9 protein-coding genes and 1 pseudogene are annotated in these 13,446 nt (G+C 71.2%); 6 read left to right on the top strand and 4 right to left on the bottom strand.

Features of this window, described 5'->3' with window-relative positions; genetic code table 11:
• The first annotated feature begins 8 nt into the window (after positions 1–8).
• The 3 genes from O7601_RS22925 (at position 9) to O7601_RS22915 (ending at position 5,353) form a co-directional block, all read left to right on the top strand.
• On the top strand, positions 9–2,846 hold the full coding sequence (locus O7601_RS22925; protein ID WP_281563146.1) for a LuxR family transcriptional regulator: 2,838 nt from the start codon (positions 9–11) through the stop codon (positions 2,844–2,846).
• 89 nt (positions 2,847–2,935) lie between these two features.
• Positions 2,936–4,552 (top strand): GDSL-type esterase/lipase family protein, encoded by a 1,617-nt coding sequence (locus O7601_RS22920; protein ID WP_281563145.1) that lies wholly within the window; start codon positions 2,936–2,938, stop codon positions 4,550–4,552.
• 303 nt (positions 4,553–4,855) lie between these two features.
• Positions 4,856–5,353 carry a VOC family protein gene (locus tag O7601_RS22915; RefSeq protein ID WP_281563144.1) on the top strand — a complete coding sequence of 166 codons (498 nt, stop codon included), beginning with the start codon at positions 4,856–4,858 and terminating at the stop codon, positions 5,351–5,353.
• Between the two features lie 28 nt (positions 5,354–5,381).
• Here the strand turns inward: O7601_RS22915 and O7601_RS22910 are convergent, their stop codons facing one another.
• Complete coding sequence (locus O7601_RS22910) at positions 5,382–6,848, bottom strand: hypothetical protein (protein ID WP_281563143.1); 1,467 nt, start codon at positions 6,846–6,848, stop codon at positions 5,382–5,384.
• Positions 6,849–7,272: 424 nt separating this feature from the next.
• Between O7601_RS22910 and argS the strand changes: the two genes are divergently transcribed.
• Positions 7,273–9,003 carry an arginine--tRNA ligase gene (gene argS, locus O7601_RS22905; protein ID WP_281563142.1) on the top strand — a complete coding sequence of 577 codons (1,731 nt, stop codon included), beginning with the start codon at positions 7,273–7,275 and terminating at the stop codon, positions 9,001–9,003.
• A 236-nt stretch (positions 9,004–9,239) separates the two neighbouring features.
• On the opposite strand, the pseudogene O7601_RS22900 reads toward argS, so the two are convergent.
• Positions 9,240–9,719, bottom strand: a pseudogene (locus O7601_RS22900) (class I SAM-dependent methyltransferase); the annotation flags it as partial.
• Between the two features lie 229 nt (positions 9,720–9,948).
• Complete coding sequence (locus O7601_RS22895) at positions 9,949–10,545, bottom strand: winged helix-turn-helix domain-containing protein (protein ID WP_281563141.1); 597 nt, start codon at positions 10,543–10,545, stop codon at positions 9,949–9,951.
• A 32-nt stretch (positions 10,546–10,577) separates the two neighbouring features.
• Between O7601_RS22895 and O7601_RS22890 the strand changes: the two genes are divergently transcribed.
• Entirely contained in the window at positions 10,578–11,147 is a 570-nt protein-coding gene (locus O7601_RS22890) for a dienelactone hydrolase family protein (RefSeq protein WP_281563140.1), read from the top strand.
• 261 nt (positions 11,148–11,408) lie between these two features.
• Here O7601_RS22890 and O7601_RS22885 read toward each other — a convergent pair whose 3' ends face one another.
• Positions 11,409–12,437 carry an alpha/beta hydrolase gene (locus O7601_RS22885; protein ID WP_281563139.1) on the bottom strand — a complete coding sequence of 343 codons (1,029 nt, stop codon included), beginning with the start codon at positions 12,435–12,437 and terminating at the stop codon, positions 11,409–11,411.
• Here O7601_RS22885 and O7601_RS22880 point away from each other — a divergent pair.
• A complete protein-coding gene (locus O7601_RS22880) occupies positions 12,430–13,377 on the top strand; it encodes a WYL domain-containing protein (protein WP_281563138.1) in 948 nt (315 codons plus the stop codon). The two genes, O7601_RS22885 and O7601_RS22880, sit on opposite strands and share 8 nt — an antisense overlap.
• Positions 13,378–13,446 lie beyond the last annotated feature (69 nt).

Genomic DNA, 13,446 nt, shown 5'->3' with positions numbered 1-13,446 from the left:
GAGGCGAGATGACGGCCAGCCGAGAGGTGGGATTCGGACCCGATCCGGTGCTGGTGGGCCGGGCGGCCGAGCTGGAGTCGCTGGACAGCGCGGTGGCCACCGTGCGCGCCGGGCGGTCCGTGGCGGTCGAGGTGTGCGGCGAGGCGGGCCTGGGCAAGACCCGGCTACTCCGCGAGTTGGCCCGGCGGGCCGCCGACGCCGGGCTGCTGGTCCGCCTCGGCCGGGCCACCCAGTACGAGCAGGGGGTGCCCTTCGGGCTCTACGCCGAGGTGGTGGAGACGGTCGACAGCGGGCCGGGCGACGCGGCGCAGCCGTCGGTGCCGGCGGCGGTGCGGCGGATGCTCACCCAGGCACCGGGACCCGGCACCGCACTGCTGCTCGATGACCTGCACTGGGCCGACTCGGCGTCACTGGAGCTGACCGAGCATCTGATCGGCAACCCTCCGCCGGTGCCGATGCTGCTCGCGGTGGCGTTCCGCAGCGCCAGCCCACCGGCACGGCTGGTGAACGCCATCGCGCGGCTCGGCCCGGCGGCCGTCCTCATCGACCTTCCGCCGCTTGACGCGGCCAGCCTGGACGTGCTGCTGGCCGGCGTGCCACGTCGCCGCCGGGAGCTGATCATGCGGGCCAGCCTCGGCAACCCGCTGTACATCCAGGCGCTGTCCCGGCTGGACGACGACGAGCTGGACGGTCTGGCGACCCTGGCCCGACGGCACGACCCGGTCGACGCCGACTGCCTGGTCGGATCGCGCCGGTCCGTGCTGGCCGGGCTCGCCGCCGAGATCACCGCCCAGTCGCTGTCGGTGCAGCGGGTCGCCCATGTCGCCGCAGTGGTCGGCGACCACACCACGATCGACCTCGTCGGGCACGTCGCCGGTCTGCCGATGCCCGTGGTCACCGCGGCGGTCGACCAGCTCGGGCGGCTCGGGCTGCTCGACGCGGACGGCGGTCGGTTGCGCTACCGGCATCCCCTGCTGCGGGCCTCGGCGTACGCGTCGACCGGCGCGGCCTGGCGGTTCGAGGCGCACACCCGCGCCGCCGGCTACCTGCGTGGCCGGCGAGCGTCCCGGCAGTTGGTGGCCCATCACACGGAACGGTCAGCCCGCCATGGCGACGAGATCGCCGTGGCCACACTTGTCGACGCGGGTGTCGCGTTCGCACACGAGGCCCCCGCCCAGGCGGCCCGCTGGCTCGGCACCGCGCTGCGCATCATGCCGGACACCGGTCCGCACGACGAGCGGCGTGCCGAGGTGGCGATGTGGTACGCCCGGGCCCTCGGCCGCAGCGGCGAGTTGGCCCGCAGCCGCGAGGTGCTCCAGCGGCTGCGTCGCGCCGGTGGACCGGTGCAGCGGCGGGCCGAGACGTTCAGTGTGGCGGTGGCCCGGCAGCTCGGCGACTTCGCGGAGGCGGCCGCGACGCTCGGCACGCAACTCCGGCGGAGCGGGCTCGACCCGGTCGAGGAGGCGAAGCTGCACGTGGAACTGGCGGCCGTGGACGCGTTCAGGGAGGAGCCGACCTCGGCGGCGCACCACGCGCAGCGGGCCCTTGAGCTGCTCGACGAGCGTCGGTCGGTGCTCGTGGCGGCGGCGCTGACGTTGCGGGCGCTCGCCACCCTGTACCTCGGCTGCGCCAGGTCGGCCCGCGAGCAGCTCGCTGCCGCCGTCGTCGCCGTGGACGCCACCGGCGACGCGGACCTGCGTCCGTACGTCGAGATCGTCTCACCGCTGGCGCTTGTGGAGATCCAGCTGGGCAACCTCGCCGACGCTGACCGACATCTCGGCCGGGCGAGACGGATCCTGGACGGCCTCGGACCGAGCAGCGCCTCGCCGTACCTGCTCGTCATGGAGTCGCTGGTGCACACCCGCGCCGGCCGGCTGACCCGTGCGGTGCGGGCCGCGGAGGAGGCGCGGGCCGCCGCCGAGCGGGTGGGCAGCACGGAGATGGCCGCGATGGCGGCGGCGGTCCGGCTGCGCCCGGTGTTGTGGACCGCCGGGCCGGCGACGGCCCTCACCACCGCCGGCCCCGCGTCGGCCCACCTCAACGGCGGCCTGAGCAGCGCAGATCCCGAGGTGACGGTCGGGCAGCCCCGGTCCCGGGCGTGGTGGCGGATAAACCGGGTGGAGTTGGCCCTGGCCAGGGCCGTCGCGGGTGACTGGGGCGGCGGTGCCGACCTGCTCTGCGAGCCGGCGACACCGCCGTCGAGACATCCACCGGTGCTGGTGGCGCGGGATCTGGTCGCGGCCGTCGCCGCTGTCGGGCGAGGTGACCACACCACCGCCAAGCAGGTCGGTGAGCGGGCGGAACGCCGGGCGATGGCCGCCGATCTGCCGTACGAGATTGGACTGGCCCGATTCGCCCGGGCCTTCACCGCGTACCGGATGGAGGGTCCGGAACGGGCGACGAAGCTGGCGGAGAGCGCGGCGACGAGCTTCGCGGCGGCCGGAACGCCGATGGAGGAGGCGTTGTCCCGCCACCTCGCCGGTGTCGCGTACCTCGTCGCGGGCCGGCCCGGCTCCGGCGCCGCGGCGCTCGATCGCGCCGAGACCGGCTACCGGGACTGCGGCGCCGGGTGGGCCGCATCCGTGCTCGCCGGACACCGGTCCGCCGGCCCGGCACGTTCCGGGCGGCCGAGCGGTGCTGCCGTCCTCACCGCCCGGGAGCGGGAGATCGCTGCCCTGGCCACGACCGGCCTGAGCAACAAGGAGATCGCCGCGCGGCTCTATCTCAGCCCACGGACCGTCGAGTCCCACCTGAACCGGGTCTTCGCCAAGCTCCAGGTCCATTCCCGCACCGCGATGGCCCGCCGGCTCACCGAGGCTGCCGGCGACCACCGGCCACCTGCGTAGCCGCTTGCGTAGTTTCACGGATCCGCTCCGCTGGCGCGCCTTGCCACCCTGCCGGTACCCGATTCCGCAGGACGTGAGGGGTGATGATCGTGGACGGAAGACGCCGGTCCCGGCACCGGACCGCCATCGCGTGGTGGTCGCTACGGCGACGTTCCCGGATGGGCGTGCCGATCCTGATGGTGGTCGGGCTGCTGACCGCGGTTCAACCGGCGATGGCCGCCCCGACCGGCTCGTCGGCCGAGCCGGGGATGTCGGCGGCGCAGCCGGAAACCGCGTCGACCGGGGCCTGGGATCCGCGGCCCACGCTGCCCGGACCGGTGGTGGTGCCGCGTAAGGGCACCCGGCCGGCGCCGTTCACCAGCCGGACCGGACCGGTCGCTCCGAAGGCCCTACCGGGGCAGGAGAAGGCGACCGGAAACGGTCTGCGGGCCGGTACCGGTGCGGCGGTGCGCAGCCGGACCGCCGGTGCCGGACAGGACGCGGACTGGTACTGCCAGGAGCAGGTGGCGCGCCGGACCTCGGTGAACGCCGACGCCGACAACTACTCCGCGACCGTCGAGTATCTCGCGGAGCTGAGCTGCAACTTCTACCTCGACTACGCGTACGGTGTCGCCGGTGTCGTCGACCGTACGCCCGGCTACGACGGCACGCTGCTGTACGTGGGCTCGCCGTTCGCCTTCAACCGGTACTACTACGGGGCCACCAGCGGCGGGGTCCGGATCCCCGGTGACTTCTACGACGGTGGCCGCCAGGTGGAGATCCTCTTCGAGCTCTATCTCCTGGCGCCTGTCGGTTCCGCCTGGGGCGCCTGCGGCCCGCTGCCGGGCCTGCGCTATCTGCTCTGCGAGGGACTCGGCACGGATCTGCTGCACATCGTGCTGGGCACCGGGACGCTCGACAGTGGACTTGCCGCGCCGGTGATCCGTTTCACCGCGCTGGGTGACTCGTACTCCGCCGGCACGGGCGCGCCGCCGTACCTCGGCCCGCCGAACCCGGCGATCTGCCGACGCGCCAACGCCACCTACTCGATGCAGATCCAGGGTGACCGCTTCCGGGGCCTGTCGATCGACCGGACGAATCTCAAGGCGTGTCACGGCGCGCGGATCAATGACCTGACCAACCGGCAGAGCCTGGACGAGTTCGCCCAGGTCGACTACGTGAAGCCGTACACGAGGCTGGTGACGCTCACGATCGGCGGCAACGACCTCGGCTTCGCCGCGAAACTGCGCGACTGCGCGCTGTCCGACTGCGGTGGCGGCCCACTGGTCACCCCGGCGGAGCTACAGGCCACCCAGGCCAGGCTGGTCTCGCTCTACCAGAACATCCTCTCCCGGATGCGGTCCGACGCCGTGCTGGCGGTGCTGAGCTACCCGGCCTTCCTGCCGGTGCCGGGGGTGGACCCACTGCCCACGAGTAGCGGATGCTTCGGTACGAACGCCACCATCGACACCGCCGAACTCACCCGCATCGCCGAGGCCACGGCCCAGGCCCGCGACATGATCGCCGCAGCCGTCCGGGCGACCGGTGACGGTCGGATCGTCTTCGTGGACGCCTTCGACGCGTTCCGGGGCCACCGGGTGTGCAGCGGTGATCCGTGGTCCAACGGCTTCGTGATTTCGGACCCGGAGGACTCCTTCCACCCCAACGCCCGCGGCTACCGGGCCATGGCCGACCGGCTGCGCCAGGTGCTGGGCATCACCCTGTGACGGTGCCGCCGGCAGGAGCACCCGGTGCTCCTGCCGGCGGCACGGTGGCGGACCGGTCGTCGGCCGCCTCACGTCGTCGCCAGGGCCTCGGTGGGGGAGAGGCGGGGGGCACGGATCGCCGGGTACAGGCCGGCCAGGCCACCGATGGCGTGACCGGCGGGGCGGTGACCGTACCGCGAGGATCCCGGCGGCGCGACGACCGGTCCGGCCACCCGGGGTGGCGGTCGGTGGCCGAGCGCAGCACCATGGCCGTTGGGTGTTGGCGCCGGCACCCACCGGACCGGCGCAGGGGGAGTGGCAGCAGTGAGTTCATCCGAGAAGTCCACCTCGACGGTCCGTCAGCTGCGGCTCGTGGTGCAGGCCGACGACTACGACGCGGCGGTGCGCTTCTATCGCGACGTGCTCGGCCTGCCTGAGCAGGCCGCGTTCTCCGGCGCGGACGATGCCCAGGTGGTGATCCTGGACGCCGGACGGGCCACGCTGGAGATCGCCAACCCGGCGCAGAAGCGCATGATCGACGACGTGGAGGTGGGACGCCAGGTCGCTCCGCGCATCCGGGTGGCCTTCGAGGTGGACGATGCCGCGGCGACCACCGAGCGGCTGGTCGCGGCCGGCGCGGAGCAGGTGGCACCGCCGACCACCACGCCGTGGCAGTCGGTAAACGCCCGCCTCGACGCCCCGGCCGGTCTGCACATCACCGTCTTCCAGGAGCTGCGTACGCTCGACGAGCGCGTCGCGCTCGACGGGTTCGGCACCGACGCGGCCGGGTCCCTGCCCACCGGCGACGACGCGGGGCGGTGACCGGACGGCCGGGCCGCCGGCACCCCGGTCAGCCGGCGGCCGGCTTCGGAGTGCCGCAGAGCTTGGTACCGGGCGGAATGATCTCCTCGGCGCTGTGGATGACGTACGGCGGCGGCCCCAGCTTGCCGGACGGGTCGATCGGTCTGACGTTGATCAGGCTGAGGAACTTGTTGATCACGTTCACCACCGGGGCCAGGATCGTGTAACCCACGCCGTACGAGGCTCGGACGCCGATGCCCACACCCCGGCAGACCGCCAGCGGCGCGCCGAGCGCCGATCCGATGGTCGTCCCGTACGCGGTCGACACCTCGAAGAACAGACCGGCCTTGAGCACGAACGCGCTGAACCCGACGTCGAAGCGGACCTGATGCTCGATGAGCAGGCCCATCACCCCGACCGGAACGCCGCTCAGGGAGTTGATCAGGCTCTCCTGGCGCTTGAAGTTCTTGCTGACCTGCGGGCCGAACGTGCCGTTGGCGTAGCCGTAGCCGAGTGAGCCGGCGAGGGAGAATTCACCCTTGCCCTTGATCGTGCCCACCTTCGCACCGAACGCGGTGGTCACCTTCACCGTCTGGCTGATGGTCAGCGCCAGCGGTACGCCGAGCACCGTGCCCATCGGGATGCTGAAGTCCACCGGGATGGGGAGCACCGTTCTGATGTTCTGCCCGTCCCGGAGACCGGCTTCGAACGAGTAGCGGATGCCGAAGCCGCCGCTGATCGACAGCTCCGCCCGGGTCACCGAACCACCCCTGATGTTCAGGTGGAAGTCCGCCTCCGGCTTGGCGAAGGTCAGCGCAGCCCGCCCGAACAGTTTCGTACCGTTGCGGTGGTAGTTGAAGCTGACCTCCGCGCCGTCGTTGAGGCTGACGCCCGTGGAGAAGTTGGCCACGACCGTCCTGACCTCGCCGCCACCACGGCCCGGTGGCGGCTGGTTCGGCCGGGGCGGCGGCGGGGCGAGCCGCAGTGGCCCGGCCCGCCCGGCGCGGCCGGTGGGCGTGGTGCCCAGGGCGTCGACCTCCTCCTCGGACATCGCCCAGATCGGCTCGCCGGCCTGGTAGACGACGGGGTTCTCGATGGCGATGCCGCGCTGCTCCAGCGTGCCGTCGCGGATCACGTCGGTGACGGATACCGGGCCGATCGTGACGAGCAGGTCGCCTCCGTCGCGCTGGACGTCGAGCACCCGGCCGACGCCACGTCCGGTAACGAACATGACCTTGCCGGGAGCCAGGTCATCGGCGCGGGCGGCGTCGCCGTCGATCCGCCAGGTCAACCCGTCGGCGGTGACCGACCGGACCGAGCGGCCGCCGCCGCCGACGAGAACCACATCCGGCTGGTACGTCAGGTCGGGATGCGGCACCGGCGCCATGCCGTAGCGCAACGCGGACTCACTGTACGGGTCCTCGTCGGCGGCTGGATCGTTCGAGAACCGGCCGCCGCACCCCGTCGTGGCCAGGGCGACAACCACGGTGAGGGCAGCCGAGACAACCTTGCGCACCGGTACTCCTCGTCGGGTCGGGACGGCGCCAACCACCGGCAGCCCGATGCCGGAGCTGCGGCGTCAGGCGCGGTCAGACCAGCGCGGACCAGGGCGGGCCATGAATCGACCCTAGACAGCGCCGACGGCCGGGGAATCAGGGATTTCCCCACCTCTGGACGGCGACGAGCGTACGGAGACACAGATCCGGGCTGCGTCCGCGCGGCGGCGGCACGTACACTTCCGGCATCTGGCCGCGCTCGATTTGCGGCCCCGGCGTTCGAGGCGGTGGAGATGGACCGGGTGCTCGGCACCGTCCGCCGCTCACGCCTGCGACGACGATAGTCGTCCCACTCGCCCGCGTGTTCCTTCCGCCGTGTCCGCACCTGCCGTGCGGCCGGCACGCCTCGTGACGATTTCCGTTCGTCCCATCCAGGGAGTTCCCGTGACCGTGCCCTCACTGGCCTCGTCGTTGTCCGACTCCGTCACCGCCGTCGCGGCCCGCCTGGGAATGGCGGATCTCGCGCCGCAGATCCGCCGCTCCGAGCACGCCGACTTCCAGGCCGACGGGGTGCTGGCGGCGGCGTGGACACTGCGCCGCAACCCACGGCAGGTCGCGGCGGATGTGGTCGCCGGCCTACCCGCCGACGGTGTCCTGGCCAGCGCGGGGGTGGCCGGGCCGGGCTTCGTCAACATCGAGCTGACCGACCGGGCGCTGCTGGCGCAGCTGGCCTGCCGGTTGGGCGATGACCGGCTCGGAGTCGGCACTCCCGAGGCCGGCGTCACCACGGTGGTCGACTACTCGCAGCCGAACATCGCCAAGGAGATGCACGTGGGGCACCTGCGCTCCACCATCATCGGCGACGCGCTGGTGCGCATCCTGGAACATCTTGGCGGCACCGTGGTGCGGCGCAACCACATCGGCGACTGGGGAACCCAGTTCGGCATGCTCATCCAGTATCTGGTTGAGCACCCCGACCCACCGCTAGCCGACGACGCCGGCACCATGGGCCGGCTGGCCACGCTCTACCGACGGGCTCGGGCGCAGTTCGACACCGACTCCACGTTCGTCGACCGGGCCCGGCGGCGGGTGGTGGCGTTGCAGGCCGGCGACCCGAGCACGGTGGCCGCCTGGCGGGACATCGTCGCCGAGTCGACCCGCTACTTCACCCACGTCTACGACCGGCTTGGCGTGCGGCTGACCGACGCCGACACGGTGGGGGAGAGCGCCTACAACGCCGCCCTGCCCGAGGTCGCCGACGAGCTCGAACGCCGGGGGGTCGCGGTGACCAGCGGCGGCGCGCTCTGCGTCTTCTTCGACGACCTCCGGGGCCCGGACGGCGAGCCGACACCGCTGATCGTACGCAAGCGCGACGGCGGTTTCGGCTACGCCGCGACCGACCTGGCCGCGCTGCGGCAACGCGTCGTCGAACTGCACGCCGACCGGCTGCTGTACGTGGTCGACGCGCGGCAGGCCCTGCACTTCCGGATGGTCTTCGAAACCGCCCGGCGGGCCGGCTGGCTGCCGTCGGCCGTGCCCGCCGTACACGTCGCCTTCGGTACCGTCCTCGGCTCGGACGGGCGGCCGTTCAAGACCAGGACCGGCGACACCGTCCGCCTGGTCGACCTGCTCACCGAGGCGGTCGACCGGGCCCGGGAGGTGGTCGCGGCGAAGAACCCCGGCCTGACCGGGGCCGCCCTGGACGAGCGGGCGCGGCAGGTCGGCATCGGCGCGGTGAAGTACGCCGACCTGGCGACCAACCGGGCCCGCGACTACACCTACGAGCCACGGCGGATGCTGGCGTTGGCCGGCAACACCGGCGTCTACCTCCAGTACGCCCACGCCCGCATCCGGTCCATCCTGGCCCGGGCCGGCGGCGCCGACACCACAGTCGACGTGACGGCGGGGCTGGAACCGGCGGAGCGGGCGCTGATCCTCGACCTCGACGCGTTTGCCGACACCCTCGCCGAGGTGGTCGCCGGTCACGAGCCGCACCGCCTCTGCGGCTACCTGTACCGGCTGGCGCAGACCTTCACCGCGTTCTACGAGCGCTGCCCGGTGCTGCGTGCCACCGGACCGCAGCGCGCCAACCGCCTGGCCCTGTGCCACCTAACGGGCGACACCCTCCGCACCGGCCTGCACCTGCTCGGCATCCCCACCCCCGATCACCTGTAACCGCGCCGCGCACCCCGTCCGGTCTCGACGAGCGCGGTTGCAGGTCGTGTGTAGACGCGGTGGGCGTCACGGGGCTGCGGCCTGGACCGGGCGATGGATGGGGTGTCGCGGTCGGGGCGCGGCGGCAGCCGGAGGCGTTCATGAGAGTCTCATGGCGAGTGCTGCGCCGGCTGATCGTCCTGGCTGCGATCTGCCCTGGTGGGCACGGTGAGCGGCAGATCCGCGTCCTACCCGATGCCGGGACCGTTACGGTGCCCGGTCCCGTCGCCGTGCTTGAACGCCGCCACCAGGTAGCCGCCCGGCCGTACCACCCGGGCCAGCTCCGCGAACGCCGGTACCCGGGCCTCCGGCGCCAGGAAGATCAACGAATACCAGCACACCACCCCGGCCAGCGACGCGTCACCGAACGGCAACTCCCGCAGATCGGCGACCTCGTACCCGAAACCCGGATGCTCCCGACGCGCCACCTGCACCATCCCCGGCGACAGATCCACCCCGCGCGGCGACAGACCCCGGCCCGCGAGGTACGGGAGAAGCCGCCCGGTGCCGCAGCCCACATCCGCGACCTCCACACCCACGGCCAAGGTCAGCTCGGCGAACAGGTCGAGCATGGCTCGCTCGACCGGCATGCTCTCCAGCACCCCGACCAGGTTCTCCGCATACCACTCCGACAGCACGTCGTGCGCGTCCCGCAGTTCCTCGGTACTGGCGTCCATCCCCGTTGCCCTCCCCGTCCTCGGCCGCCGCAGGGGCGAACCTACCTCGGTGCGCCGAGCTGAGCTCAAAAACAGACATCAACAAGCCGCTACCCCCACCCGTACGCGCACTGGCCCGGATCATCCCGCCAAGGCTGGTCGGTGAGGCTTACGTTGCGCAGCTTCGCGGCGTCAGCGGCGTTCTCGACGACGAGACGGTCTGACGACGTACGCGAGCTGCTGAGTCGCATCACTGGGCCGTCGGCAGGGTCGGGTGGTCGGTGGGATAGATGCCGATCGTGAATCCGTACATGGTCTCGCCGGACCTCGGCATCCGGTCGAACTCGTCAACCAGCTCCGCCATCCGGTCCCAGAACTGAGATGCCTGATCCTCCGAGATGCGCGCATGCCGGATGAAGCCCCAGAGCTTCCCCTGCTCGAACGCCTTCGCCGACTCTTGTGCAGCCACCTCGAAGTCGTTGAAGTCGCCCGGCATCTGTTCGCCAGCGGGTGATGGCTCCGCTGCCACGTGGAACATGCGCGCGGTACGCCCGTAGAAGCGCTCCTCGATCGCCCGCACCTTGCGCGTGCGCACCACGCGGAGCAGGCCGTTGCGGGTAAGCACGTCCACGTGGTGCGCGACCGTGCTCTTGGGGCGCTTGACCGCCTCCGCCAACTCGGTCACGGTCGCGGCGCGTTCGTGGAGGAGCTGCAGGATCGTCGTGCGGAGCGGGTGGCCGATGGCCTTCACCTGGTCCGGTCTGGTCAGCGCCAGCCGATCGACCAGCTCGTAGTCCGGGGGGTTGTCCGCCATGGCACAACAAACTAGCATCACGGAACGTTCCATAAACTTCGACCATTCGCGAGGAGATCGGCGTCGTGACCGACGTGTTGCTCTACCACCACATCCAAGGCCTGACCGACGGGGTCCGGAGCTTCGCCGACAGCCTGCGACAGGCCGGGCACACCGTGCACACGCCGGACCTGTTCGACGGCCGGACGTTCGGCAGCATCGAGGAGGGGTTCGGATTCGCGCGGCAGTTGGGGCTCGACGCAATCCGGGAGCGCGGCGCCGTCGCCGCCGACGAACTCGGCCCCGGGCTCGTCTACGCCGGATTTTCCTTCGGGGTGACGATCGCCCAGCGGCTCGCGCAGACCCGGCCCGGTGCCCGCGGGGTACTCCTCATGGATTCCTGCCTCCCGGTCGCGCAATTCGGAGAGGCCTGGCCCGAGGGCGTGCCGGTGCAGATCCACGGCAAGGAGGGCGACAAGTTCTTCGACGAGGACCTGTCGGCCGCACGCGAGCTCGTCGGCTCCACGGCGGCCGCCCAGCTATTCGTCTATCCCGGCGATCAGCACCTTTTCGCCGACTCCTCGCTCGATGCGTACGACCCTGAGGCGTCCGCGCTGCTGATGGAGCGGGTGCGGGCGTTTCTCGCCTCCGTCTGACCAGCGGCGCCCAACGGATATGGGTGAGTCCGGTCAGCACGCAGGCCCGAGGCGATCACGTCCCAGTCGCCAGCGGGCCCGGCCATCGGCCATCGCGCTCACGGTTCCGGCCATGCGCCACCGGCCGCGCTCCGTCGGTCAAGCGCCACCGCTGCTGCGGGTTGGTGGCTGCGGCCACCAGCCCGCAGCGCAGGGGAACCGACAAGCGCCTACGATCCGCAGAATGTCAGCGGGTCGTGAAGCGGCTTTCCTGCTAGAACGCTAGGCGGCGTTCCGCTGGTCCAGCCATCTGAGAATCGTTTGGGTTGTTTCTTCCGGCTTCTCTTGCTGGATCCAATGGCCGCAGTCCAGACTGACCACTTCCACATTCGGCACGAATTCCGTCAGCCTTTCGGACCTCGCGACCGTATCCCGGTCGCCGTAGATCATGAGGGTGGGTTGCTGGATGATCGGGTTCACGCCCGCCAGTATCCGCCAATTGCGGTCCAGGTTCCGGTACCAGTTCAAACCGCCCGTGAAACCCGTTGATTCGAAGGCGGAGACGAAGACGGCCAGTTCGCTGTCGCTCATGAAGGGCGCACCGGGCGGCGTTTCCATCCTGGCGAGGTTGATGAACGCATTGCCCGGCTGCGGCTCCGCGACGGGCACGTCCTTCCGGTAGATGTTCCGAAGGAACTGGAACGTGTTCTCCTCGAACACGGCGTCCGCGACGCCCGGCTGCCGGTTGAAGTGGACGAAGTAGAAGTCGCTACCCAGCGCCTCCTCCATGAACTCGATCCAGGGCCTGTCGCCGCGCTCGAGGTACGGCAGGCTCAGGTTGATCACCTTGTCGACCCGGTTCGGGTGCAACAGGGTCAGGCCCCAGACGACGGCTGCGCCCCAGTCATGACCAACGAAGGTGGCATCGTCGTAACCATAGTGATCGAGCAGTGCGACGAGGTCACCCGACAGGTGTGCGATGTCGTAGTCGGTGACCTCGGTCGGGCGGGACGAGTTCCCGTAACCCCGCTGGTTCGGGACGATGACGTGGTAGCCCGCTGCCGCGAGCGCGGGCAGCTGATGACGCCAGGAGAAGGCGTGCTCCGGCCAGCCGTGACAGAGCACGATGGGGTTCCCCGCGTTCTGCCGGCCGGCTTCGAAGACTTCGAGTTCCACATCGTTGACGGGGATGCGGGTGGGTTTGGGAAAGTCCGTTGTCATGCCGGCATCCTGCCGACCGAAACAGGTCACCTCCTGACCGGTTTTTTGTGGAAGTGTTGTCGGGGTGCGAGCCGACCGGTTGATGGCCATCCTCCTGCTGCTGCAACATCGCGAGCAGGTGACGGCAGCGGAGGTCGCCCGGGAGTTGGAGATCTCCGAGCGCACCGCCCGCCGCGACCTCGACGCCCTGGGTATGGCCGGGGTCCCGGTCTACTCCATGCAGGGCCGAGGCGGCGGCTGGCGCCTCGTGGGCGGTGCCCGCACCGACCTGTCCGGGTTGACCGCGCATGAGGCGCGTGCCCTCTTCCTGGTCGCCGGCCCGGCCTCGACTGCGGCGCCGGCCGTGAAAGCGGCGCTGCGCAAGCTCGTCCACGCCCTGCCAGAACCCTTCCGGGTGCAGGCCGAGGCGGCGGCGTCGTCGCTCGTCCGGGACCCGCAGCGGTGGGGGGCGAGCCGGGCCGAGCCACGACCGCCCCGCTTCCTCGACGCGCTCCAGGACGCGGTGATCCGCGGCGTCCAGGTCCGGCTCGGCTACATCGATCGCGAAGGCACCGAGACCGAGCGGACCGTCCACCCGCTGGGCATCGTGGCCAAAGGCCCATCGTGGTACCTCGTCGCCAACACCGAGGCCGGCCGGCGGACCTTCCGGATCGACCGCGTCTCGTCCGCCGACCCGACCTGCGAGCCGGTGCACCGGCCCGAGGGCTTCGACCTTGCCGAGAGCTGGCGCGCGATCGCCGACGACGTCGACCGCAGACGGACCCCCTTCGAAGTCCGGGCGGTGTGCGCGCCCGAGGGGATAGGCATCCTTCGGCTGGGATTCGGCGGTCGGCTCGAGGTGGGAGGCGCCTCGACCGACGGCCGCATCGAGGTCGTCATCTGCGGCAACGACGAGTACAAGCTCGCTGGCGAGCTTGCCGGCCTGGTCGACTGGGTCGAGGTGACCGGCCCTGCGGGTGTGCGGGACCATCTGGCTTCGATCGGCGGCGCGCTCGTCGAGCGATACGGCTCAGACCGGCGCGTTTCGTAACCTTTCCAGGCTGAGATGTCCCGGGCAGCTCCGGCCGTTCTCAGAGTTCGGCGCAGACAGACGCGTGGC

The sequence above is a fragment of the Verrucosispora sp. WMMD573 genome (assembly GCF_027497175.1).
Lineage (GTDB): Bacteria > Actinomycetota > Actinomycetes > Mycobacteriales > Micromonosporaceae > Micromonospora.
This window is presented reverse-complemented; position numbering and strand designations above follow the sequence as displayed.